Below are 21496 nucleotides of genomic sequence, written 5' to 3' on the forward strand. Positions count from 1 at the left end.
ACGGTGTTCTCCTTATTCGAAGTCCGGCAGGAAGCGTTTCACATCGACTTCTTTGAATTTCGAGCGTTCAAAGTGGCTTTTCAGATGGAACGGTACGGTGCAGTCAAAGATAGTTTTGCAGGACATCCCCTGTTGCAGAATGCTTGGGCTGTAAGCCGGTACCTGAGACGGATCGAGCGGGTGGCAACGTACGCCCGGAATAGTGACGGTGTCCACGTCGCCCTGATAGCGCGTCTGCATCGCCCACATCACATCATCGCTATCGAAAATATCGACATCTTCATCCACCAGAATGACGTGTTTCAGTTCCGGGAACGCGGAGAAGGCGAGCAGGGCAGCCTGGCGCTGACGACCTTCATCAACGGCGGCGGATTTTTTAAATTGCATCACCGCCAGCAGTTTGCCGCCGCCTGCGGTATGCGCAAAGACGTTCAGCAGTTTGCCCGGCATCGCGCGTTCAACCATATCGAGGATGCTCGCTTCGGTCGGGATACCCGCCATGTTCACGTGTTCTTCGCCTGGCCCTACTGTAGTGCGCCAGATTGGGTTTTTACGGTGCGTTACCGCTTTCACTTTAATCACCGGAATCGCTTCTTTTGCTTCACCGGTGTAACCAGGGAATTCCGGCATTGCTTTGCCGGTGTTGGTGTTCTGGTCTTCACGCACGCGTACGTTAGGCAGCAGTTCGCCTTCGATGATGATTTCCGCGTGAGCGATCGCTTTCTCGTTGATGGTTTTACACTGCACCATTTCAACGGCATGACCGCGCAGGGAACCGGCGATGCTCAGTTCATCGAAGCCCAGCGGCGTGGTTGGCGGCTCGAAGCAGGCAGCAATTTCAATCGCCGGGTCAACGCCGATGCTGATAGAAATCGGCAGCGGTTTGCCTGCGGCTTCCGCTTTCATGCGGAACGCATCGATATGACGGCCTGGGGTGAGCCACATGGAGAGCTCATCTTTACTCTGCACGCATAAACGGTGAATGGTGATATCAGACTCATGCGTTTGCGGATCTGAGGCGTAGCACAGCCCCATGGTGATATACGGGCCGGCATCTTCTTCAGTATTGGTCGGCGCGGGCAGCAGTTTACGCAGGTCAAAACCGGCGTCGGTTGCAAGGTGAACCACTTCCTGACCCACGGCAGGCGCAGTGGTCAGAACAGGTGCGATTGGCGTCTGTACGGAATCTTTGAGCAGATGACCCAGACGTTCCGGTGGGCAGTTCAGGAAATGGCTGACGCGGTTACGGGAACCATTAAGACCAATGGCGACGCTGATGTCGTTAAAGCCTTTAATTTTGTTGAACATCATTACCGGGCCATTTTTGCGTGTTGGACGCTGGCAGGTACCGCCTGCGCCAACATAGCGGTAAACGCCGGAGAGCTCCGCGTGCGGGTCAACTTCGGTATCGGTTTCAACATATTCGCCTGGCAGCGTTTTCAACAGCTCCAGTGCAGAGCGTAGGTCATGAACTTTACTTTTCATCGTTTTGTTCCTGTGAGTAAGCAGTAAAACGGTCTGCGGATTACCCTAATCCCCAATGGAAAAAGGGACAAATACCGTTTAGCTGCCTCTGAGTAGATCAAAAAAGTGTGAGGCAGGTATGGTGGCTGACGTACACTAGCCTTCAGGACGTTGGCGAGGAGGACGGTTTCGTGGATTTAAAACGATTACGCTATTTTTGTCGGGTGGTGGAGCAAGGCTCGATAAGCCAGGCGGCGAAGGTGCTGAATATGGCGCAACCGCCGCTCAGTAAACGTATCCAGGAGCTGGAGGACGAGCTGCAAACGCCGCTGTTCACGCGCCGGGGAAACCGCATTGAGCCCACGGAAGCCGGGTTTTTCCTCTATCGCAAAGCCTGCGAGATTTTGCGTCAGGTGGAGGACACCGCGCGGGAAACCATGGAGATCGCGCAAAAAGATCATCTGCAGTTTCGTCTTGGCCTAACGCATCTGTTTCAGTCCTACTTTAAACCGCTGCTGCTGGCGTTGTATGAGCGTAATCCCAACATTGAGGTGAACATCTCAGTCACCGATTCCAGCCATCTGGAGATGCTGCTCAATGAAGGTGCCATTGATTTAGCGCTAATCCAGCGCCCCTATCGCAGTGAAGGGTTTGATTTCGTCTCCTTTGATCCCATCAAGCTGGTGGCGGTAATCAGCAAAAAATGTTTGCCCCAGGCGCCCGCGAATCCTTTCGACTACACGGCACTGGCTGACTTTCCGTTGGTATTGCTGCATCGGGCGAAAGATTCCGGCACTTACGAGATGCTTATCGATCTGTTCAGGAAGGCGGGGGTAAATCCGAATGTGATTATGCATATCACCCAGCCGGGCATGATCCTCGACTGGCTCGAATCGGGGCTGGCTGCCGCCACGCTGCTGCCCTCATCGGAGGTAGACGCAACACGTTTGCCCCACTGCCACGTGGTTGATGTCTTCCCTTCTCCGCAGGTTTTCTATCCCGCGCTGGTGAAAATGCCTGCCGCGAACTGGGTACCGGAAGTGATGGATTTGGTGGCGGAAGGGTATCCTTTTAACACTCATCCTTCTGTCTGAGATATTGGCATCCGCCATCAGCCTGCTATCATAGGCGACCTGACCGAACTAACCCGAGGACGATGTTTTGCTAGCAGGATGCCTGAGTACCCAGCCAATGCGTTTTTTACTGTGCCTGTTCCTCGGCGTGGTGCTGGTGGGCTGTTCCGGGAGCAAGTCTGGCTCCGGCAGCTATGACGGTTCGGTCTACACCGTAAAACGCGGCGACACGCTGTCGCGTATCTCTCGTGCAACGGGCACCAGCGTGGCCGAACTGGCGCGTCTGAACGGCATCAAGCCGCCTTACACCATTGAGGTGGGGCAGAAGATTAAAACCGGCAGTTCCTCAAAACTGTTAGGTAAAAAATCGACCAGCACGGCGAAAGTGACGCCGTCCTCCGCCGTACCGCAGGCGTCATGGCCGCCGGTGGGACAACGCTGCTGGCGCTGGCCAACCAGCGGGAAAGTCATCATGCCGTACTCCACCGCTGACGGCGGTAATAAGGGTATCGATATTTCCGGCAGCCGTGGTCAACCGGTATACGCCGCAGGAGCCGGGAAGGTGGTTTACGTCGGCAATCAGCTGCGCGGCTACGGTAATCTGATCATGATTAAACACAGTGAAGATTACATCACCGCCTACGCGCACAACGAGACTCTGCTGGTGAACAACGGGCAAAGCGTGAAGATTGGCCAGAAGATTGCCACCATGGGCAGCAGCGATACGGATTCTGTGCGTCTGCACTTCCAGATTCGCTACCGCGCGACGGCGATTGATCCACTGCGCTACTTACCGCCGCAGGGCAGTAAGCCTAAGTGCTAAAAGACTATTTTATCGCCAGTCAGTGGCGATGAGGCTTGCCAGCGAGGGCATAAGGTTTATAATGCTCCTCGCACACGCCGAAGCGGGCGTAGTTCAATGGTAGAACGAGAGCTTCCCAAGCTCTATACGAGGGTTCGATTCCCTTCGCCCGCTCCAAAAACTCCCTAACGTATTCATTCCTCAGCCTTTTTCTGATTCATACGTGACGGCGCTCGTGATCCTCCTACAAAGGGGTCATACAGCCGATGGCGCAGCGTGATAATCTCTATCGACGTCCAAGCGGTATCTATGTTCTGCGGATCACCGTTCCGGTTCGTTATCGCGCCCTGATAGGGCAGCGTGAAATTCATGCATCTACCCGCACAACCCACCTTGCAAATGCCAGAGCTATTGCCGCGCGTTTGTTGGAGAAGTGGTATGCGTCTCTGGAAGAGTTCAGGCAAGTGGATAAAGAGAAGATCAGGGGCAATGCCCCATTGTTGATTGGAGCAGGCAAAATCAGCCTGGCGTTGTTTTGCGATTCATTTGGGGTTGGGGCTGAGACTGTCGTCCAGCATCTTCTGGCAGCCAATGTGCCGCTGTATGCCCTTGTATCTAACCAGCGTGGCTTTCTGATTGATGATTTCAGCACGCTTGAGCGTGATCCTGATACGCATGGGTTCGTTTTGAATAACATTGCGTATGACGGTGCTGAGGCTGCGGTAAACGGCTATATGCAGCTTTACCAGCCGCAGTTTGCCCTTGTTGAATTGCTGAACGGGCGAGAGGTTGAGGTTACGGCATTCAGGGCTAACAACGGCAATCCTCTTTCCCTCTGGTTGTTGGATTTACCCGGGGTGACGCTGAATGCAAGTTCTTTGTTCATCAACAACGTGCAAGCTGAAAAACTGCGTAGCGCTTGGGATAAGGCGCTTGCGAAATCGGAGCCAACATTAAGTGCTATGCCATGCGCTCCGGTAGGTGTAACACCAACGATTCCTGTGGCCGCTACCATCAACCCGTATTGCAACCCGACATATGCGAGCATGACGGTTTCAGCATTGCTGAAAGCGTTTTTGGTCTATAAAAATACGGGCGATATTAAGCTAGCCAGCGAGGGGAAAATTCGTTCCAGAATTGAACACTTCGTGGAGATAATGGGCGATTTAACTCTAGGCGAACTGAATCGTGACGTTGTGAAAGATTACGTCACCAAAATGCAGAATATGCCCGGTAATCTGTATTTGATGCGGCGAAAATACAAGATTTCAGATACGCAAAAGCTAATTGAAATAGCGCTAGCTGATGGTCAGCCAGTTATGAGCCGAGATGCTATTGGCAGGCATATTGAGTCACTGGGTTCTATGCTCAAATGGGCTAAGAGTGAACGTTACCTTTTTGATAACCCTGCTGAGAATGTGTTGGCTCAGCGTCGTGTGATGGTGCGTGAGCAGGATCGCCGCGACCTCTTCACCGACGATGAACTAGAGCAAATTTTCTCGGCTGACTGGTTTAAGAAAGGCGCGGGAAGGCCCAATCAATACGGACGTTATACGAGCTTCCGCCCGTTTCACTACTGGTTGCCTCTGTTGGCATTATATGTGGGCGGGCGCATCAATGAGCTTTGCCAGCTTTATCTGACGGATATTCGCGAAGATAAAAACGGGGTTGCCTATATTGATTTTAACCTTGATGCGCCGGATAAGGTGATGGATGAAGAAGCGCAGGCTGGTGGCGTTAAATCATTAAAGACGGTGAATGCGATCCGTCAGGTTCCAATTCATCCGCGACTTATCGAACTAGGGCTGCTGGAGTATGTAGATGCATTGAAAGCTGCCGGGTATGATCGTCTTTTCCCTGAGTTGAAGCACAACAAAATCAAAGGATATCGTGCCGCCGCCTCAAAATGGTTTAACGAAAACTACTTTGGCAAAGTCCTCGGTTTTACCCGTGACGGTAAGAAAACGTTCCATTCGTTGCGGCACACTTTCATCAACGCCGTAGACAAGTTTGAGATCAACGAACGCACGATTGCGCAGCTTGTTGGACATGTTCGGGGCAGCACCACCGCGATGACAACCTATCGTAAGGATGCTGATGTGGGAGAGCAATTGGGCGTGATTTCGCAGCTTCACTACAGTTTACCTGATATTGCGCAGTTTGATTCGCAAGCGGGTATCAAGGCGGTCATCGACGCGCGGCGCAGACATAAATCGTAAGATGTGCCAAACGCGCCAGGAAGCCCTGAGGCGCGTTTTTTATCTAGGGTCGTGGATTTTTTCTAGTGCAGAATTTGGAAGCGCTTAAAACGAGTTTGGTGACGTTGACTTACGATTACCCCCGCAGCCCTTCCACGCTTTCTGAAGGTAGGCTAATAACTGTTTTAATGCTGGTCTCTATTCTGCCAATGACGTCTTGGCGCGGGCCGTTGTGCCAGTCTGCGTTTGCGTAAAAAGCATCGAGAACCGCAGCCATGCTTTCAGCGCTGTCAAAGGCGCGGATCAGGTAATAGCAATCCGTGTCATGCAGTGAGTTACCAAACGATACTACATCGATCCCGTGGCGTTGGTGTAGGGGCACGCTGATGTCCTGCATTATGGTGTGAAAAGCAGTTCCGGTGCCTTTGTGCAAGGTGTATTGCAGTATCTCGACGGTTCTCAAGCGTTGTCTCCGTGTCGTCTCTGGACGGCTCCCTTGTTGATAGCAATAAAGTAAACCCGACTGGCCCATGAAGCTACTACTAATCAGACAGCTATTCGTAAGCAGAAGCCGCGATATGTGGTTCAAACGCGCTGTAAGGCTCTCTGACGAGTTTTTTATCAGAATGGCATACACGGTAAAAAAGCCGTGGTGCTTTAGTGATGCGTCTGGCTGAGAATAATTGCCAGTAATCCAAGTATAAGGTTTTGTTTTTCAAACACCGAAGTTTTTAAACGCTCTCCCTGAAAGGGAGCTGTTAAAACCTAAGACTGCTTACTTTTCGGCGGTCATGTTCCTGACAGCTTGTTGGTGAAGCTCGCGGCTCCGCTTCTCACTTCCGGTTTTCCCTGTTACCTGTTGTTGTGTGTAAACGTAGTTGGTTAGCGGCTGTATGTGTTTAAGTTATTAGGTCACTGTGCGCCAGCCCAGCCAGCAAGCGGATCACTGCTCCAAAATCCGCACACTTTTTTGGAATGGATATTCATGGGTGTAGGTTCCGCAATGCTGCCCTAACCCGGTTACTCAGTTCTTTGTCTGCTGTCAGGTGACTACTCTCTGTCCGCGTTCTGCCTTTCTTGTCGCGTTGTCCTACAGTGCTGAACGAGTGAATGCCGCGTTCCGCTGTTGCATCTCTGTATGAGCGTATCCAGTTGATTGAAATGAGTCGGAACAGATCCCCCTTTGTCATCTGTGCCGTAGGTATTGGTCGGCGGAACGTGAACAGGCTGGCGAGCGTTTCAAACGGGAAGTGTTGCAGCCTGGACAGAAGACCTAAGCCGTGTTGCTGTAGCGCGTCACCCTGCAATGTCACCTCTATGCGAGCACGTTGCTGATGAAGCGGCAGCGGCTGCTTCTTGTCGGTGCGTTTGTGATAGCACTGCCATGAAATGGCATCATCTTCGTTGCCAATCCGCATGTTATACGCTGGGTTTATACGATTGCCGGGCTTATCAAGAAATTGGTTACTGCTGTTGTCGCCGTTGTATTGGCGATGATTGGTGCCCGGGGCGAACAGGCTTGTTTGCATCCGGTATGTGAGGGCGCGTGTTGCTTCAACTGATTGTTGTTTATGCCAGAAGTCACAACTGATCTCTATCCCGGCAATAGTCGGTTCGGTTGCAAACGTGAACCGTCTGGCTAACGCATGGAGCGCAGCACGGAGCTGCTGATAGTTGTTCGCCAGCTCGTCATGAAAGCGAATGCGGAATGTGTCAGTAGCATCACCGGGCTGCATGTCGATTGCCTCAACCCACCAGCGATTAACGCTCGTTATCTCTCTCAGCGCTCTGCGGATGTGTTGGTGCTGTGTTGGGCGTTCGGTGCGAATCTCAACGTCGAGCCAATCGATGACGGCGGTAGCCCTGAATTGCTTCAAGGCTGAATCCGCTGTTTGTTGATAGTTGTTCATTGCCAGCCTTTCAGCTCGTCGCTATTGGAGGGCGAACGCTCCAATGCCGCTTATCGGTGAGGTCAATGTCAACCTCAAGCATAGACAGCATGTGCGGCTTGGAGGGGGGAGGGCAAAGGCGTGAGACTTTTTCGACGAACTCACATACTTCACTAAATAGATAAACCGGGCGAGGGTGGCGAGTGGAGGAATACCTTCCGACAGGAAGTAAGAACTCACCGTGATAGCTAGCCCTCCCGCGCCGCATATCCGCTAATAAATCATCCCATGCCCTGACGTCGCCCAGCTTAGCTCTCAAAAAGTAAGCCGTCTCACTTGCTGAAAGGGTTTTAACTTTCATTGTGTCCTCCTTAATCAACGTCTGGAGCGATCATGAGATGTAGCTGACCGCGTAACTCGTTCTGAATGATCACGAATGGTGATCCGCCGTAGCTTTTGTCTTTGTAACCAGTCAGTAAGGTAAACGCCGCAAATGAGCTATCACGTGTGACGATGGTTGCGCCGTCTAGCTCGCTCTGTAGTTGCTCGTCATTTAACCGCCAATAGCCATTTCCGATAATTTCATGATGGGAGTCTGCTTCAACTGACCCAGACTCAGCGATGGTATGAATCTGCTCGGCCATCAATTCATCAGCCAATGCAGCACGTATCAGAGCTGTCCTGTTTGGTGCATCAGGTTGTGTCGCCAAAACTTCACTCGCCCAATTCTGCCAACGGATCCCGCGCTTTGCCGCAAGCATATCGAGCGCCGTCCATGTGGTGTCTTCTAACCGGAATGACGTGCGCCCAATTCCGGCAAGTTCTGCATTGCGTGTTTTGAAGGTCTTTTTCATGTTTTACCTCGAAATGATCACGGATAAAACTATATGACCTCTGCATAAAAAAGTGAATATATATTTCACTTTTTTATGTTTATCGTGTAACCTTCATTCTTACTGGTAGTTTATATGTATACTCAATGGCTACCATTGAGAGCACACCATAAACTCCGGTTGCATCGTCAGTGATACAGCCTAAAAGCTACCGGTTTCGATGAACCGCTTAAATGCTACCAGCAACGGGAAATAAAACATGAACAGCAACCGCATCTACGCCTATCTTCGCGCCTCCACCAAAGACCAAAACGCTGAGCGTGCGCGTCAGGATTTGCAGGAGTTCGCCACCAGCAATGGCGTTGCTATCTCTGCGTGGTTCATTGAGAACGAGTCTGGTGCATCACTGGCTCGTCCTGAGTTGATGAAGTTGCTTGATATAGCGCAAAGCGGTGATGTTCTGCTAGTTGAACAAGTAGATCGCCTATCACGCCTTAATGCGGAAGATTGGGAAAAGCTGACTGGGATGATTAAGGGGAAAGGAGTGCGTGTTGTCGCTCTCGATCTGCCAACGTCTCACATGATGGTGAACTCCGGTGACGAGTTCACCACCCGCATGATGCAGGCGCTAAACAGTATGATGCTCGATATGTTGGCTGCTATTGCCCGAAAGGATCACCAAGACCGCAAACGCCGTCAGGCACAGGGTATTAAACTTGCGAAGGCCGAAGGAAAATTTAAAGGCCGTCAGATTGATACCGGCTTGCATGAGCGCGTGCTGAAGTTACGTGATGCTGGCTGGTCATACACAGAAATCCAGAAAGCAACAAATGTAGCGAGAACAACTATTAGCCGAATTATAAAAACAAACCTCAAAAATATTCATGATAATATCATTTAAATAATTCATTGGTAAGTAGTCAACACCCAATGTTGACTACTTAAATGTTATTTTTTAGAGCCGTAAATAAAACCGCCAATTCCACCGACCAGCGTTGTAATTAATGAAGCGAACCCTTGTGCAAAACCAGGGAGTTCATCTTTTGTAGCGCCGAAGTAGATTACTATGCAAAGTAATATAAAAATACAAAGGAATAAACCATACAATGCAATTTTTCTTAGCGATGAATCACTTTCAGCCTTAATCTCTTTTTCGGTTTTAGGCCGATGTTGCTTAATCATATCTTCTAATTCAGCCCTAAACATTACATATGTATTAGGGTTGGTATCGCTCGGAGATGGTGCGGCAGTAACACTACTGCTGGAGGAGAATGTTACTTTTATTTGCTCATCTTTAGCACCTTGATTTGAACCAAAAAAACTCATTTTTTGCCCACCTCTTTTGCATAGGTTGGGTTAAATGCATTACTTTTAATTTCAAATAATGATAGTAGTTCTTCTTCTTTTAATGCCTCAGCTCTTGCAATGCTGTTGTTATCTAATTGAATTACAATTCCATTGCCGTTGTAATTAGGAGCTTCAATATGCCCTTGGTTTATACTAATGACATTATTGAAAGTAATACCTTTATCGATGGTTGTTTTATTTAATCTCAGCGAGATCTCATCAAAAGAACCTGCGTCTTTATTAATAAATAGATCGCTTATTTCTTTCTCTGGATTGTTGGATTTAACATAAAATGAACCAACATTACCAAATCTGGATATTTTATACTCACTTATGATAGACAATATAAAGTTTTTACATAATGCCTTGAACTCTTTGATTGATTGCTCTATGTCCTCAACAGGATTGTATTGCCTAATGAAGTCCACACGATTGAGAGAAATGTTTATAGTGTTTTTATTATATGAAGATGCAGCCATAACCCGAGGGATTTCTGCTGGTGCTTCTGGTGGAAGAGGCAGAACCTGTGGCATGGCATCTATTAGGCCCCCTAAGTCAGAATTTAATTTATTAAAGAATAGATCCGGTCTCTTAATAAAAGAATCGAGAAAAATAGCAAGTTGTGTTGAGATGATTTGTGGTTCGCTTTTCATGATCACTCCATTTTGAATGTGTTCTTACTTGAACAGTATACATTATCGAATCAGTTCATCTCTACTGGCATTGGGCAGGTGCGATAGCTTTAACAACAACTACTGTTGCTTTACATTATTCAAATGAAGCCGCGATGACCTTCCCGGTGTTGGCGTTAAAAACACAAAAATATTGCAGAGGGGTATGCATCCCCAAGCTATTAATCGCTTTAGCCTGTTGTCCGAACATTTGTATAGTTCGTTTGTTTTCGTTGTGCCAGAGGTAGGTGCTGAAAACCGGTTGCGCTTCGCTATCCAGCCACACATGGTGAAACTTCGCTTTCTCATCCATTAGCTGCTTGCACTCCCTGACCGGGTTATGGTGCGTTCTCGCATAGCATTCCGGGTTGTCATCTGCACATACGATATCTTTTCGTGCTGCCTGATGCTCAGCACCTACAGCAGAAAAGGCGCATATGCCCAGCACCAATGAGAGAGTGCCCAGAGCCCCCCATACAATTGCGCGTAGCGTGCTGACGTGCTGCTTTGATACAACATGGGCGACTATACTATAACTGGCCCAGCTAAGCGCGGCTCCCACTGACATCGATAATAAAAAGTCTGCTCCTGCCATGATTGCCTCATTTTCCAAACCAGATCGCGCCTGATAGCGAACGCTGGTGATGCCAAACCGAAGACGATCATCATACTTCGTTGGTTTTAAATGTCACTATTGGTGTTTATTTTGAATCTATTGAGGAGGTCACGAGACAGGAGATTAATGCGAGTGACTAAGCTACTGACGCGAGAATAGATTCAAAATGTCTCATATGGAGCGTGGCCTTACAGTGGTCAAAATTGCACATTCAGTGCATGAAAAAGACCTTGAGAATACAGTTTGGCGAGCGGGTAAAAGAACTGCGCATTGCCACAGGAATGAGCCAGGAAGCCTTTGCCGATCGGTGCGGGTTCGCACGTAGCTATATGAGCCGCATTGAACGTGGTGGTTCTAATGCGTCTCTGGATGCGATTGAGGTGCTGGCTAACGCTCTGAGTGTTGAGCCGTGGCAGTTGTTAGCGTCTGACTCATCTGAAGATAACGATCCTGAACTGTTGGTTCCATACGCAGCCGATGGTTCCTGTTTTCACCCCGGTTTGGCGAGCACCCGTGATGGTTCGTTTGGCGTAGGTGATAAAGCGGCTCAGAAGCGTTTTGGCACGTTTTCTGAAGCTCTTGAGTATCTCCGTAGCATGGAGACAGCAAAATGGCGTAGGCCCAATGCCAGTGGCAACTGGGGTATTGTTTCGGCAGTGCGGTGGGGCAAACTGAGAAAGTGAAGTAAGTGTAAGTTTATAAATTCTGGATGCTGTATTAATGAACAGTCTTCTTTGGCAAAAGATGAGACACCTATGAATCAGTCTTACTTTTCTATAAGAGTCGACAAAACATCAAAATCCAGGTGCGTTACGTAGGCGTTACAGTGGCATTTCACTTCGGCAATGGAGAGTGTTTTTGAAAAATAATCATTTAACATCATATGATTGGCTAAATGCGCTGAATAATCTTGAATTGCTGTCACTTCATTCCGAAATTTTAACGCAGTTGCGTTCTAGAGGTGTAATTCGCACCAAGAATAATCCTGTTGGTGACTATGCTGAATGGCTGGTTTCTAATGCACTGGGTATGACTCTTCTCAGTAATTCGTCGGCGGGTGCTGATGCCATTGATGCTGATGGCCTGAAAGTGCAGATCAAAGCGAGGAGAGTCACATCGGATAATCCTTCCCGGCAACTCAGTGCATTGCGTAACTATGAAGCTGCCGATTTTGATTATTTGATAGCCGTTATTTTCGATAAAACTTACAACATTCTTGATGCCTACAAAATCCCACATGAAGTAATACGAGATTACGCTCGGCATAGTGATCACGTTAACGCACATATCGTTACCCTCAAGGGCGCGATTCTTACTGATCCCCGAGTGAGTTCCATCAAAGAAGAATTGATTGTAAGGAGTTCGGCTTCAGTCAATGAAGCGGCTATGCAAACCCTTCCACCTGAACCTATGGAAGAGGTTTCGAATCAACCAGAGAAGATAACGAGTAGTGTTACCCTGGTCAGCCTCCTTAAGGCTATCGGGATGGAGTGCTTCGTAAACTACTACCACCATTTTGCCGATTCAAATTTATCAAGCGCTTATATCATTGAGCAAATGCACTCACGTGAGGGTTATACAGAGAAAAGTTGCCGGGGCCGTCTCAGTAAAGCGCGAAAAGTGATCAGGGATGGTTTAAGTATTGAGGCCTTGACGTTGATCGCTGACTCTGGGCGAATACAAGATTCTGTCAGAAGTGACGCGCTAAAACTTATCAGTGTTCTGGAGTGAAGCGGTTTGCAAAGCGTTGTAGTTCCTCCTACAAAACCCTCCTACAATGCTCCAAGTTTTGTTAATAAATCCATTGGATTACGAGATCTTTGGAGCGGGGTTGATTTCCCTTCGCCCGCTCCAGACCCAACATTTTTACTCATTTCACAGTAGCTTCTTTCTCTTCCCTGACGCTTGTTGCTCCACCCCTTTCGCCATCGCCGCCCCTATCTCCGCGCACACTACCAACCCCTGCACAAACGGTCTGTCATGCATCAGCCACGGCAGCGCGCCAAACGCGATTCGTCCACGCACGCTCTCAGGTGCCTGCAAGGTATAGTCGTCACCGACATCCGGTATGTCATCGCCGCAGGCTAAAAGCTGTTTGCGAAGCGTGGGGAAGGGAAGGTCTTTGGTTTTTAGCGCCTTCTGGCCACGGGCGTCGATAAACACGTCAAATTCATAACGCGCATCATCGGTGGTAATGGTCGTCAGGCCATCGTTGACTTGCATCTCATAGTCGCTTCCCAGCGCCCGAATATGAATCAGCCCGGCTTCACGCAGCGCCAACAGGCGGCGGATAGATTCAGACGGAATAGCGGCATAGTTATCGATAAAAACGCGCGCCAGCCCTTTTTTGAAACGTTTGCGGTCCTCTTCGTTCAGATGCGGAACGATCTCCTCAATCACTTCATGCAGCCGCAAAACGGTGTAGCGCCAGGGCACCGTGTGCTTCTCGCGCTTATTACGTTCGACCTCTTCCAGGTTGTCCTGCGCCCAGTAAAACGGATCGTGTTTTTTACGATCGGCAAACCAGGCCTCGGAGAGCGTATCGGCATTCAGGTTGTTTAAGCCTATCCGCGCACTCCACTGCGGATCTGCCTGTTCCAGTTCGGAGACGATCAACTGAAATACCCTATTCAGCAGGCCCTCACTGCCTTTAGCAATTTCAGCTGCAATTGCCTGCTCCGTCACTATCGCCAGCGGTTCGTAGGGCAGGGGGCAGTAAAAATCCGCTTCCGGCAGAATGCCGCTGCGCGACATCAGCGTCAGCTGAAGCGACTGGCTTTGCGCATTAAGCTGGAAGCGCGTGGTTTTACCCTCTTCAACAATGAATTTTCCATGCTGCGAGACGACTGCCATGGCGGCATCAAGCCCACTCAATGAGGCACCCATAATGCCCACACGGCACGGCGCAATGCGCGCGTCCATCAGGCCGGTCCACGGGCTGGGGTAAAAGTCGCGCGGCGAGTCATCGTCTTCGGGCCACATGTGCCCGGTGGCGATTACCGCATAATCAAAGGGTTCCGGGGTATTGCGATTTTCGGTCCATAGCTGCACGCCATTCTCGGTGGCCTCAATATCAGCAATCCTGCTCGCTTCCCGCACCGAGACGTCAAACCCCAAGCGCTCAGCTTTCTCGACCAGCGCCAGAAAGCGGTCACGGTAATAATCGCCGAGGATCACGCGCGGTAAAAATTGCCGCTCATGCAGTGATTCACGTTTAATCGCAAAGCGCGCCAGGTAGCTGTCGCTCTGTTGATGCAGCCATTCCAGATAAGTGATGAAAATCGGCGGGATCTCAATGCTGGCAATATTCGCCAGCATCAGCGTAGCATTATTATCATCGTTATAGGGCATGCCGACGCCCGCTTCTTCAGCCTGCTCGAAGAGCGTAATCGCATGTGGTTCGCCGCGCTCAATAAGCGCGTGAAAGGTGTAAATTCCGGTCGGGCCGACGCCGACAATCGCCACGTTTTTCATAATCATCCTGAAAAAGAAACACAGAGATAAGTCTGGTCGAAAAAGACGATTGCGCCAAACCTGGCGGCGGAATTTCAGAAGAAAGGAAAACGGCACCGGGCGGTGCCGTTGAGGGAGATCAGAAGTTATAGGTGCCGCTGACCGAGAAGTTACGCGGCGCGCCATACACGCCGTAAGTGCCGAGATAGTCGTAATACTCTTTGTCGAACAGGTTGTTCAGGTTGGCCTGGAGGGCAAAGTTTTTAGTGACCTGATAACGGCTGAAGAGATCGACCACCGCATAACCGCCCTGTTTAATGCGGGTATCGCCGTTCGGCCCGGCAATGTCCTGCCAGGTTTTATTCTGCCAGCGCACGCCGCCGCCGACCGCCAGTTCAGGCAGCATCGGCAGTTGATAGCGGGTGAACAGTTTCGCCGTGGTACGCGGCTGTTCCGGATTCACCGCCACGCCGTCATCGTCTTCTGCGATGTAGCGGGATGCGCCGAAGGTGAGCTGCCAACGGTCGGTCAATGCGCCGTTAATCTCAAATTCCACGCCTTTACTCACGGTGCCATCGACCGATTTATACGCCGTCTGGCCGCCGGAGCCCGGAATGGTCTGCCCGGTGCTGACAGCAACTTTATCCTGCTCGGTACGGAATACGGCAAGCGTCGCGGTCAGGCGGGTGTTAAACCAGTCACCTTTCACGCCCGCTTCATAGCTCTTCCCGGTGGTCGGGTCGAGGAACTCGCTGTTAGCGTTACGCTTGCTGGTTGGCTGGAAGATGGAGGTGTAGCTGGCGTAGGCCGACCACTCATCATTGATGTCATATACCAGGCCCGCATATGGCGTGACGTCATCGAATTTACTGTCGCGGGTTTCGTCCGGTTTGCGCTCCAGATTGTAATGGGCGCTCCATTCCGTCCAGCGCACGCCGAGGATCAGGTTCAGCGGGTCGGCCAGCGAGAGACGCGTCGCAGTGTAGAGCGATTTCTGGCGGATAATATCGCGCTGATACAGCGCCCAGTCAGACCACTCCGGATACGCCAGTTTGCCGTCATAGTTATGAATATTGCCGACATCCATCAACCCATAGTTATCGGTGACCGGATACGAGTTGTCGTAATTGTTGCGCTGACGGCTGTAGCTGCCGCCGAACATTATCTGGTGCTGGCGGCCAAACAGTTCATAACCCCCGCGCACAAAGGCGTCCACGGAGTCCTGTTTACGCTCGCCGCGGTTCCAGCCGCCCCACGCGCCCTGGTACAGTGCGCCGTTATACAGGCCGGTATTTTTATCCGGGAAGCCGTCGATATACATCAGGCGGCTGTCGAAATTGGTTTCCGCATGCATGGCGTTCACCTTCGCTTCCCAACCGTTGTCGAAACGCTGGGTCAGGTTGGCAAATACGCGTGAGGTATCTTCATTGGAATAGGTCCAGTCGGCGGCCGTATTGAATTCACGGCGGAAATCGGTGCGGCTGCCGTCGCTCCACAGGGAAGGGAAGCCGCCCCAGGTTGGGCTGTCTTCTTCGCTCTTCTGGTAATCATAGGCCAGCGAGAGGGTGGTGGAATCTGTGATATCGGCATCCACGACGCCGGTGATGAATTTTTTGCGGTAGTGATTGCGCTCAAGCCAGCTGTCGTTGTCCTGATACCCGGCAATCACGCGGCCACGCACGTCACCGGACTCGGTCAGCGGGGCCTGTAAGTCCAGCACATAACGTTGTTTATCCCAGCTTCCGTAAGTGGCGGAAGCGGAGCCTTTAAACTCGCGGCTATCGGCATGCTTACGCACCATGTTGACGTACGCCGATGGGTTGCCCGTGCCACTCATCAAACCGGCTGCGCCACGCACAACTTCAATACTCTCGAAAATCGCCGTATCGCCCGCCGTGTCGCCAAAATTCCAGCGATCGTCGAGGAACGTCGGCATATCGTCGAAGGCAAAGTTACTGACGAAGAAACCGCGTGAGAAAATATTAGTACGGTGGCTGTCGATGCGGGAAACGCTCACGCCGGTAGTGTTATCCAGCACTTCCTCAATCGAGTTCAGCTCCTGATCTTTCATTCGCTGCTGGCTGATAACGCTGACCGACTGGGGGATATCGCGCTGCACCAGCAGCATTTTGGTGCCGGTGGTGGTGGTTTTAACGCTGTAATCCTGGTCCTGACCTTCGTCACCCGGCGTGGCGCTCTCTTCCACCACAATAGTGTCATCGCTGTTCACAGCGGCGGCAAATGACAGCGCAGGCGTGAAAGCCATCGCCACGGAGAGGGCGAGCAAAGAAGGGGAGCATCCGAACGGACGACGCGTTTCCCGGGTCTGATAAGTGAAAGACATGATAAACCCTTAAGTGTGTTTGCGGGACTGCCCGACAGCGGTACTTAGCCGCGTCAGGGATTGTTTTTTTAGTTAATCAATGAGCATAAAAATGCGAATGAGAAATATACGCATTAGTGTTTTAGATGTAAATGGATGTAAGCGGATTTTATGGAACCGCTTTCACATAAGGGAAATTGCCAGCAGAACGTCAGGGATGTTTATTGCGTAACGCATCGACCACCAGGGAAAATGCCGGGGAAGGCTGTTTACGGCTGGGATAGTAGAGATAGTAACCGGGGAAGGGCAAACACCAGGGTTCGAGTATGCGAATCAGGCGGCCTTCAGCAATGTGTGTTCCAAACTCTTCTTCAGGCAGGAAAGCGATACCAAAACCGGCCAGCGCCGCATCAACGATGTGTTCTGAAGTGTTAAACGTAAGCTGCCCGCTGACGCGGACATTTAAATCACCGCCTTCCTGATCGAAATCCCACACATACAGCCCGCCGGATTTAACCATACGCTGATTAATACACTGATGCTGCGTTAATTCGTGGGGCGTGGTGGGCGCGGGATGACGAGCAAAGTAGTCCGGTGAAGCGACCGCCGCCATGCGCAGCTTCGGGCCAATCGGCACTGCAATCATATCCTGGTCGATGGTATCGCCCAGACGCACGCCTGCATCAAAGCGATCCGCCACGATGTCGCGAAAGCCGTGGTTGGCATCAAACTCAACGTGAATATCCGGATATTCGCGCAGCAGCGGCGTGAGCTTTGGTAACAGCGTGGTGCGCAGAACGTTGGGCCCGCAGGTAATGCGCACGGTGCCTGCCGGTTTGTCGCGCAGTTCGGTCAACATATCCAGTTCGGCTTCGATTTCATCGATGCGCGTACCGACTGACGCCATCAACCGCTCACCCGCCGCCGTGGGCGACACGCTGCGGGTGGTGCGGGTGAGCAGGCGAATCTGCATCCGCGCTTCCAGCGCAGAAATCGCCTGGCTGATCGCTGGCTGCGTGACGCCCAACAGCGCCGCCGCGCGGGTGAAGCTTCCTTCGCGGGCCACGGTCACAAAGTACAGCAGATCGTTCAGGTTACGTTTCATGGTCAGAATGCCCGATTAATAAGTATGGCTTATAAGCCTATTAAGTATTCATTAGCTAGTTATCCTACGCTCGCCGTGTAAAATTTTCAGCAACGAATATTCCCCCCAATTTAATGACGTTATTCCTGCGAATAACGTGCGGCCCCGGCTTGCCTGAAAACAGCCGGTAAAACAGGAGGTAAAACATAATGGCTCTGCAGGCTGACGTTCAACGCGCCCATTGGGGCGGCATTTATGCCATGACGCTGTGTGTTTTTGTATTAATTGCCTCCGAATTTATGCCGGTCAGTTTGTTATCGCCCATCGCGGCTGATTTAGGCGTGACGGAAGGGCTGGCGGGTCAGGGCATTGCCATCTCCGGGGCGCTGGCGGTCATCACCAGCCTCACGCTCTCGCGGCTCACCGCAGGGCTGGATCGCCGATATCTGCTGCTGGGCATGACTGCGCTGATGGCATTCTCTGGCGCGATGATCGCCATGGCCGCGAATTATGTTGTTTATATGGTGGGGCGCGCGCTGATTGGTATTGCCATTGGCGGCTTCTGGTCCATGTCGGCGGCGACGGCGATCCGTCTGGTTCCTGAATCGCAGGTGCCTCGCGCATTAGCCATTTTCAACGGCGGCAATGCGCTGGCGACGGTGATTGCCGCGCCGCTTGGGAGTTATCTCGGCGACGTGATGGGCTGGCGGGGCGCATTTTTCTGCCTGGTGCCTGTCGCGATTGCCGCCTTCATCTGGCAATGGTTTAGCCTGCCAGCTATGCAATACAGCCAACAGCGCAGCAGGGCGCTTCCTCTCTTCGCACGTCCTGTTGTGGCGGTGGGGCTTCTTGCTTGCGGGCTCTTTTTTATGGGCCAGTTCACGCTCTTCACCTACGTGCGTCCTTTTCTTGAGGGCATCACGCAGGTGAGAGGAACCACGTTATCTGTCGTTCTGCTGATCATCGGCGTGATGGGATTTATCGGCACGCTGATAGTGGGTCACCTGCTGAAACACGGTATTTATCGCACGCTAATTCTTATTCCGTTGCTGATGGCGGCGATTGCTATCGCACTGATGATTTTCGGTCATCAGCTTTGGTTCGTCGTGCCACTGCTGGGCGCCTGGGGGCTGGTCGCAACCGCAGCCCCGACAGGCTGGTGGACGTGGCTCGCGCGAACGTTACCCCATGACGCGGAAGCCGGCGGCGGCGTGATGGTCGCCATCATTCAGCTTTCTATTGCCCTGGGATCAACGCTGGGTGGCCTGATGTACGACCATCACGGCTGGCAGAGCACCTTTGCACTGAGCGCTGGCGTTTTGCTCTGCGCGTCGGTCATCACTTTTACAACCTCACGTAAACACACACTCAGGAGTTAACCTATGAAAAACGTCACACTGGCGTTGGGCTTACTGATTAGCGCATTTGCCTCTTCCGCTGCGGATATGTCACGCGGAGCGGACAATTTTTACAAAAGCGACAGCGTGACCCAGCAGCGCGTCAGCTTTAAAAACCAGTATCAAATGAATGTGGTGGGCAATCTGTTTATGCCTCAGACGCTGGATAAAAACACGAAGCATCCGGCGATTATCGTTGGGCATCCGATGGGCGCGGTGAAAGAACAGAGTTCAAACCTCTACGCGCAAAAACTGGCGGAGCAGGGCTTCGTCACGCTGGCCATCGATCTCTCTTTCTGGGGTGAGAGCGACGGCAAACCGGGCCATATGATTTCGCCGGAAATCTACGCCGATGATTTCAGCGCGGCAGTTGATTACCTCAGCACGCAGCCGTGGGTGGACGCGGAAAACATCGGCGTACTGGGTATCTGCGGTAGCGGTAGCTTTGTGATTAGCGCAGCTAAAATCGACCCGCGTATGAAAGCGATAGCGACCGTCAGCATGTACGACATGGGCGCTGCGTTTCGTAATGGCCTGAAGCATTCGCAGACCGTTGAACAGCGCAAAGCGTTGATTAAGACGGCCATTGAGCAGCGCTTTGCCGAGTACAAAGGCGGCGATACTGTTTATATTCCGGGTACCGTGAACAAGCTGGATGACTCCACGCCAGAAATACAGCGCGAATTCTTTGATTTCTACCGCACGTCTCGTGGCGGCTATACGCCGAAAGGCGAGAAAGAAGAGCTGACCACCAAACCGATGTTAAGCAGCATTGGCAAGTTTATGAATTTCTATCCGTTCAATGATATCGAGACGATTTCACCGCGTCCGATGCTGTTTATTGCAGGCGATCGCGCGCATTCGAAGGAGTTTAGTGAAGATGCCTATCAACGCGCCGGGCAGCCGAAAGAGCTGTATATCGTGCCGAACGCGGGGCATGTAGATCTCTACGATCGTACCGATCTCATTCCCTTCGACAAACTGACGGCATTCTTTAAAACTAATCTGAAGTAAGCACCCGCGCCGCACCGAAAGGTGCGGCATTTTTAACGTATCTGTGCTCTGACTACCATCCCTGCACTCAACAACGTAAACAACGCAATAATCCATCCCATTGTCCACGGGGTGCCGTCGCTGAACAGCGCCAGCAGCAGCGAGGAGATAATTCCGCTGCCATACTGCAATGCGCCAATCAGCGCTGATGCGGAACCTGCTACGTGTGGTGCGCTATCCAGCGCAGCGGCTGTTGCGGTGGCGGCGATGATGCCGTTCATCGAGAAGAAAACAAACACCGTTGCGACAATCAGTATGACGCCGCCGACGTTGAGTTTTGTCCCCATCGCCAGCGCGAGGGCAGCAAGGGTAGCAACGCCGACTGCGCGTTTTAGCAGCGTCTCCAGCGGGTAGCGTTGTACCAGGCGACGGTTCACTGCGCTCATGCTCATCACCCCGACGATATTAATGGCGAACAGCCAGCCATAGTGCTGTGGGTCAATATGAAACCAGCTGATATAGACGAACGGTGAGCCGGTAATAAAGGCGTAAGCGGCGACGTAATAAAATGTCAGGCTTAGGATAAATCGCATAAAGCTACGATTCGAAAGCAGTGTGTAATAGGTTTCGAATGCGCCGCGTATAGAGGCTTTTATGCGTCGCTCTGGCGGTAATGTTTCCGATAGCCAATAGAGTGAACAGAGCATCAGTACGCCGATAACGGCCAGCAGCCAGAAAATGGCATGCCAGGAGGCGAATTTAATCATCTGCCCGCCAAGCAGCGGCCCGACAATGGGCGCAATCGCCATCACGATGGTCAGGGTTGATAGCATCTGCGCGGCACGCGTACGGCTGAAGAGGTCGCGGATCATGGCACGTGCCAGCATCGGCCCGGTGCAGGCCCCCAGCGCCTGGAATACGCGCCAGAAAACGATCTGCATAATATCGGTAGACAGTGCGCAGCCAATCGAACCAATGACAAACAGCACCATCCCAATCACCAGCGGAATGCGACGGCCAAGATGATCGCTAATCGGCCCCCAAATAAGCTGAGCAATGCAGAAACCGACCAAAAAACCGGTAATTGTTAGCTCGACGTTGCCCTGTAACTCATTCGCCATGACGGGCATTGCAGGAAGATAAATATCGGTGGAGAGGGAGGTAAACGCCATCAGGGCGCTCAGAATAAGAATAAAAACCAGTCCGGTTGTTTTTACCGGTTGGCGTTGCGCGTGACTCATAATTTTCCGTTCGGCAGAAGTGAGAGGGTAAGGATATCGGAAAGCTATTGGTTAATAATCCCTCTCCAGCGGATAGCCTTTATGAGGCGAAATCATAAATCACGTAAGTGCA

The 21496-nt window shown here is 51.5% G+C and carries 19 protein-coding genes and 1 tRNA gene; 9 read left to right on the forward strand and 11 right to left on the reverse strand.

What is annotated here, in order from left to right; translation table 11 throughout:
* Window positions 1-12 precede the first annotated feature (12 nt).
* On the reverse strand, window positions 13-1485 hold the full coding sequence (locus G163CM_RS22295) for a UbiD family decarboxylase (protein ID WP_015963139.1): 1473 nt from the start codon (window positions 1483-1485) through the stop codon (window positions 13-15).
* A gap of 170 nt (window positions 1486-1655) precedes the next feature.
* On the opposite strand from G163CM_RS22295, the gene G163CM_RS22300 reads away from it, so the two are divergent.
* The 4 genes from G163CM_RS22300 to G163CM_RS22315 all read left to right on the forward strand — a co-directional run bounded on the left by G163CM_RS22300 (window position 1656) and on the right by G163CM_RS22315 (window position 5558).
* Window positions 1656-2558 carry a LysR family transcriptional regulator gene (locus G163CM_RS22300; protein WP_015963140.1) on the forward strand — a complete coding sequence of 301 codons (903 nt, stop codon included), beginning with the start codon at window positions 1656-1658 and terminating at the stop codon, window positions 2556-2558.
* Window positions 2559-2655: 97 nt separating this feature from the next.
* Window positions 2656-3360, forward strand: a complete 705-nt coding sequence (gene actS / locus G163CM_RS22305; RefSeq protein ID WP_015963141.1) for an amidase activator ActS — start codon at window positions 2656-2658, stop codon at window positions 3358-3360.
* 82 nt (window positions 3361-3442) lie between these two features.
* Window positions 3443-3516 (forward strand) — tRNA-Gly (locus G163CM_RS22310).
* Window positions 3517-3605: 89 nt separating this feature from the next.
* Window positions 3606-5558 (forward strand): site-specific integrase, encoded by a 1953-nt coding sequence (locus tag G163CM_RS22315; protein ID WP_163312272.1) that lies wholly within the window; start codon window positions 3606-3608, stop codon window positions 5556-5558.
* A gap of 115 nt (window positions 5559-5673) precedes the next feature.
* Here G163CM_RS22315 and G163CM_RS22320 read toward each other — a convergent pair whose 3' ends face one another.
* The 3 genes from G163CM_RS22320 to G163CM_RS22330 form a co-directional block, all read right to left on the reverse strand.
* Entirely contained in the window at window positions 5674-6000 is a 327-nt protein-coding gene (locus G163CM_RS22320) for an NIPSNAP family protein (protein WP_032671971.1), read from the reverse strand.
* Window positions 6001-6520: 520 nt separating this feature from the next.
* A complete protein-coding gene (locus G163CM_RS22325) occupies window positions 6521-7447 on the reverse strand; it encodes a hypothetical protein (RefSeq protein ID WP_032671969.1) in 927 nt (308 codons plus the stop codon).
* A 350-nt stretch (window positions 7448-7797) separates the two neighbouring features.
* Window positions 7798-8280: a ribbon-helix-helix domain-containing protein gene (locus G163CM_RS22330; RefSeq protein ID WP_071993937.1), complete on the reverse strand. Its 483-nt coding sequence runs from the start codon at window positions 8278-8280 to the stop codon at window positions 7798-7800.
* A gap of 238 nt (window positions 8281-8518) precedes the next feature.
* Here G163CM_RS22330 and G163CM_RS22335 point away from each other — a divergent pair, with 238 nt between their 5' ends.
* Window positions 8519-9160, forward strand: coding sequence for a recombinase family protein (locus G163CM_RS22335; RefSeq protein ID WP_032671967.1), 642 nt, complete (start codon window positions 8519-8521; stop codon window positions 9158-9160).
* Between the two features lie 47 nt (window positions 9161-9207).
* Here the strand turns inward: G163CM_RS22335 and G163CM_RS22340 are convergent, their stop codons facing one another.
* From G163CM_RS22340 to G163CM_RS22350, 3 genes are all read right to left on the reverse strand, one after another.
* On the reverse strand, window positions 9208-9585 hold the full coding sequence (locus G163CM_RS22340) for a hypothetical protein (protein ID WP_032671964.1): 378 nt from the start codon (window positions 9583-9585) through the stop codon (window positions 9208-9210).
* Entirely contained in the window at window positions 9582-10259 is a 678-nt protein-coding gene (locus tag G163CM_RS22345) for a hypothetical protein (protein ID WP_085280942.1), read from the reverse strand. Before G163CM_RS22345 ends, G163CM_RS22340 begins: the two co-directional genes overlap by 4 nt.
* Before the next feature lie 115 nt (window positions 10260-10374).
* Entirely contained in the window at window positions 10375-10872 is a 498-nt protein-coding gene (locus G163CM_RS22350; protein WP_032671962.1) for a hypothetical protein, read from the reverse strand.
* Window positions 10873-11111: 239 nt separating this feature from the next.
* On the opposite strand from G163CM_RS22350, the gene G163CM_RS22355 reads away from it, so the two are divergent.
* Together G163CM_RS22355 and G163CM_RS22360 are read left to right on the forward strand one after the other, a co-directional pair.
* Entirely contained in the window at window positions 11112-11576 is a 465-nt protein-coding gene (locus G163CM_RS22355; protein WP_032672091.1) for a helix-turn-helix domain-containing protein, read from the forward strand.
* Window positions 11577-11745: 169 nt separating this feature from the next.
* A complete protein-coding gene (locus G163CM_RS22360) occupies window positions 11746-12624 on the forward strand; it encodes a DUF6998 domain-containing protein (RefSeq protein WP_231826322.1) in 879 nt (292 codons plus the stop codon).
* 144 nt (window positions 12625-12768) lie between these two features.
* On the opposite strand, the gene G163CM_RS22365 is transcribed toward G163CM_RS22360, so the two are convergent.
* The 3 genes from G163CM_RS22365 to G163CM_RS22375 all read right to left on the reverse strand — a co-directional run bounded on the left by G163CM_RS22365 (window position 12769) and on the right by G163CM_RS22375 (window position 17774).
* Complete coding sequence (locus tag G163CM_RS22365; protein ID WP_231826323.1) at window positions 12769-14367, reverse strand: FAD-NAD(P)-binding protein; 1599 nt, start codon at window positions 14365-14367, stop codon at window positions 12769-12771.
* 118 nt (window positions 14368-14485) lie between these two features.
* Window positions 14486-16690, reverse strand: a complete 2205-nt coding sequence (gene fhuE / locus G163CM_RS22370; RefSeq protein WP_231826324.1) for a ferric-rhodotorulic acid/ferric-coprogen receptor FhuE — start codon at window positions 16688-16690, stop codon at window positions 14486-14488.
* Between the two features lie 190 nt (window positions 16691-16880).
* On the reverse strand, window positions 16881-17774 hold the full coding sequence (locus tag G163CM_RS22375) for a LysR family transcriptional regulator (protein ID WP_231826325.1): 894 nt from the start codon (window positions 17772-17774) through the stop codon (window positions 16881-16883).
* A 188-nt stretch (window positions 17775-17962) separates the two neighbouring features.
* On the opposite strand from G163CM_RS22375, the gene G163CM_RS22380 reads away from it, so the two are divergent.
* Window positions 17963-19132, forward strand: a complete 1170-nt coding sequence (locus tag G163CM_RS22380; protein WP_231826326.1) for an MFS transporter — start codon at window positions 17963-17965, stop codon at window positions 19130-19132.
* 3 nt (window positions 19133-19135) lie between these two features.
* The gene (locus G163CM_RS22385; RefSeq protein WP_231826327.1) at window positions 19136-20164 is read left to right on the forward strand and encodes an alpha/beta hydrolase; all 1029 of its coding nucleotides are present in this window, start codon (window positions 19136-19138) and stop codon (window positions 20162-20164) included.
* 32 nt (window positions 20165-20196) lie between these two features.
* On the opposite strand, the gene G163CM_RS22390 is transcribed toward G163CM_RS22385, so the two are convergent.
* Window positions 20197-21384, reverse strand: a complete 1188-nt coding sequence (locus G163CM_RS22390) for a multidrug effflux MFS transporter (RefSeq protein ID WP_231826328.1) — start codon at window positions 21382-21384, stop codon at window positions 20197-20199.
* Window positions 21385-21496: the final 112 nt, after the last annotated feature.

The sequence above is a fragment of the Pseudocitrobacter corydidari genome, from assembly GCF_021172065.1.
In the GTDB taxonomy this organism is placed as follows: Bacteria; Pseudomonadota; Gammaproteobacteria; order Enterobacterales; family Enterobacteriaceae; genus Pseudocitrobacter; species Pseudocitrobacter corydidari.

Bases quoted from the DNA above. Each gene is read 5' to 3' on its own strand.
- G163CM_RS22295 (WP_015963139.1), bottom strand. From the start codon at position 1,485: ATGAAAAGTAAAGTTCATGACCTACGCTCTGCACTGGAGCTGTTGAAA.
- actS (WP_015963141.1), top strand. From the start codon at position 2,656: ATGCGTTTTTTACTGTGCCTGTTCCTCGGCGTGGTGCTGGTGGGCTGT.
- G163CM_RS22315 (WP_163312272.1), top strand. From the start codon at position 3,606: ATGGCGCAGCGTGATAATCTCTATCGACGTCCAAGCGGTATCTATGTT.
- G163CM_RS22325 (WP_032671969.1), bottom strand. From the start codon at position 7,447: ATGAACAACTATCAACAAACAGCGGATTCAGCCTTGAAGCAATTCAGG.
- G163CM_RS22330 (WP_071993937.1), bottom strand. From the start codon at position 8,280: ATGAAAAAGACCTTCAAAACACGCAATGCAGAACTTGCCGGAATTGGG.
- G163CM_RS22335 (WP_032671967.1), top strand. From the start codon at position 8,519: ATGAACAGCAACCGCATCTACGCCTATCTTCGCGCCTCCACCAAAGAC.
- G163CM_RS22340 (WP_032671964.1), bottom strand. From the start codon at position 9,585: ATGAGTTTTTTTGGTTCAAATCAAGGTGCTAAAGATGAGCAAATAAAA.
- G163CM_RS22345 (WP_085280942.1), bottom strand. From the start codon at position 10,259: ATGAAAAGCGAACCACAAATCATCTCAACACAACTTGCTATTTTTCTC.
- G163CM_RS22350 (WP_032671962.1), bottom strand. From the start codon at position 10,872: ATGGCAGGAGCAGACTTTTTATTATCGATGTCAGTGGGAGCCGCGCTT.
- G163CM_RS22355 (WP_032672091.1), top strand. From the start codon at position 11,112: ATGAAAAAGACCTTGAGAATACAGTTTGGCGAGCGGGTAAAAGAACTG.
- G163CM_RS22365 (WP_231826323.1), bottom strand. From the start codon at position 14,367: ATGAAAAACGTGGCGATTGTCGGCGTCGGCCCGACCGGAATTTACACC.
- fhuE (WP_231826324.1), bottom strand. From the start codon at position 16,690: ATGTCTTTCACTTATCAGACCCGGGAAACGCGTCGTCCGTTCGGATGC.
- G163CM_RS22375 (WP_231826325.1), bottom strand. From the start codon at position 17,774: ATGAAACGTAACCTGAACGATCTGCTGTACTTTGTGACCGTGGCCCGC.
- G163CM_RS22380 (WP_231826326.1), top strand. From the start codon at position 17,963: ATGGCTCTGCAGGCTGACGTTCAACGCGCCCATTGGGGCGGCATTTAT.
- G163CM_RS22385 (WP_231826327.1), top strand. From the start codon at position 19,136: ATGAAAAACGTCACACTGGCGTTGGGCTTACTGATTAGCGCATTTGCC.
- G163CM_RS22390 (WP_231826328.1), bottom strand. From the start codon at position 21,384: ATGAGTCACGCGCAACGCCAACCGGTAAAAACAACCGGACTGGTTTTT.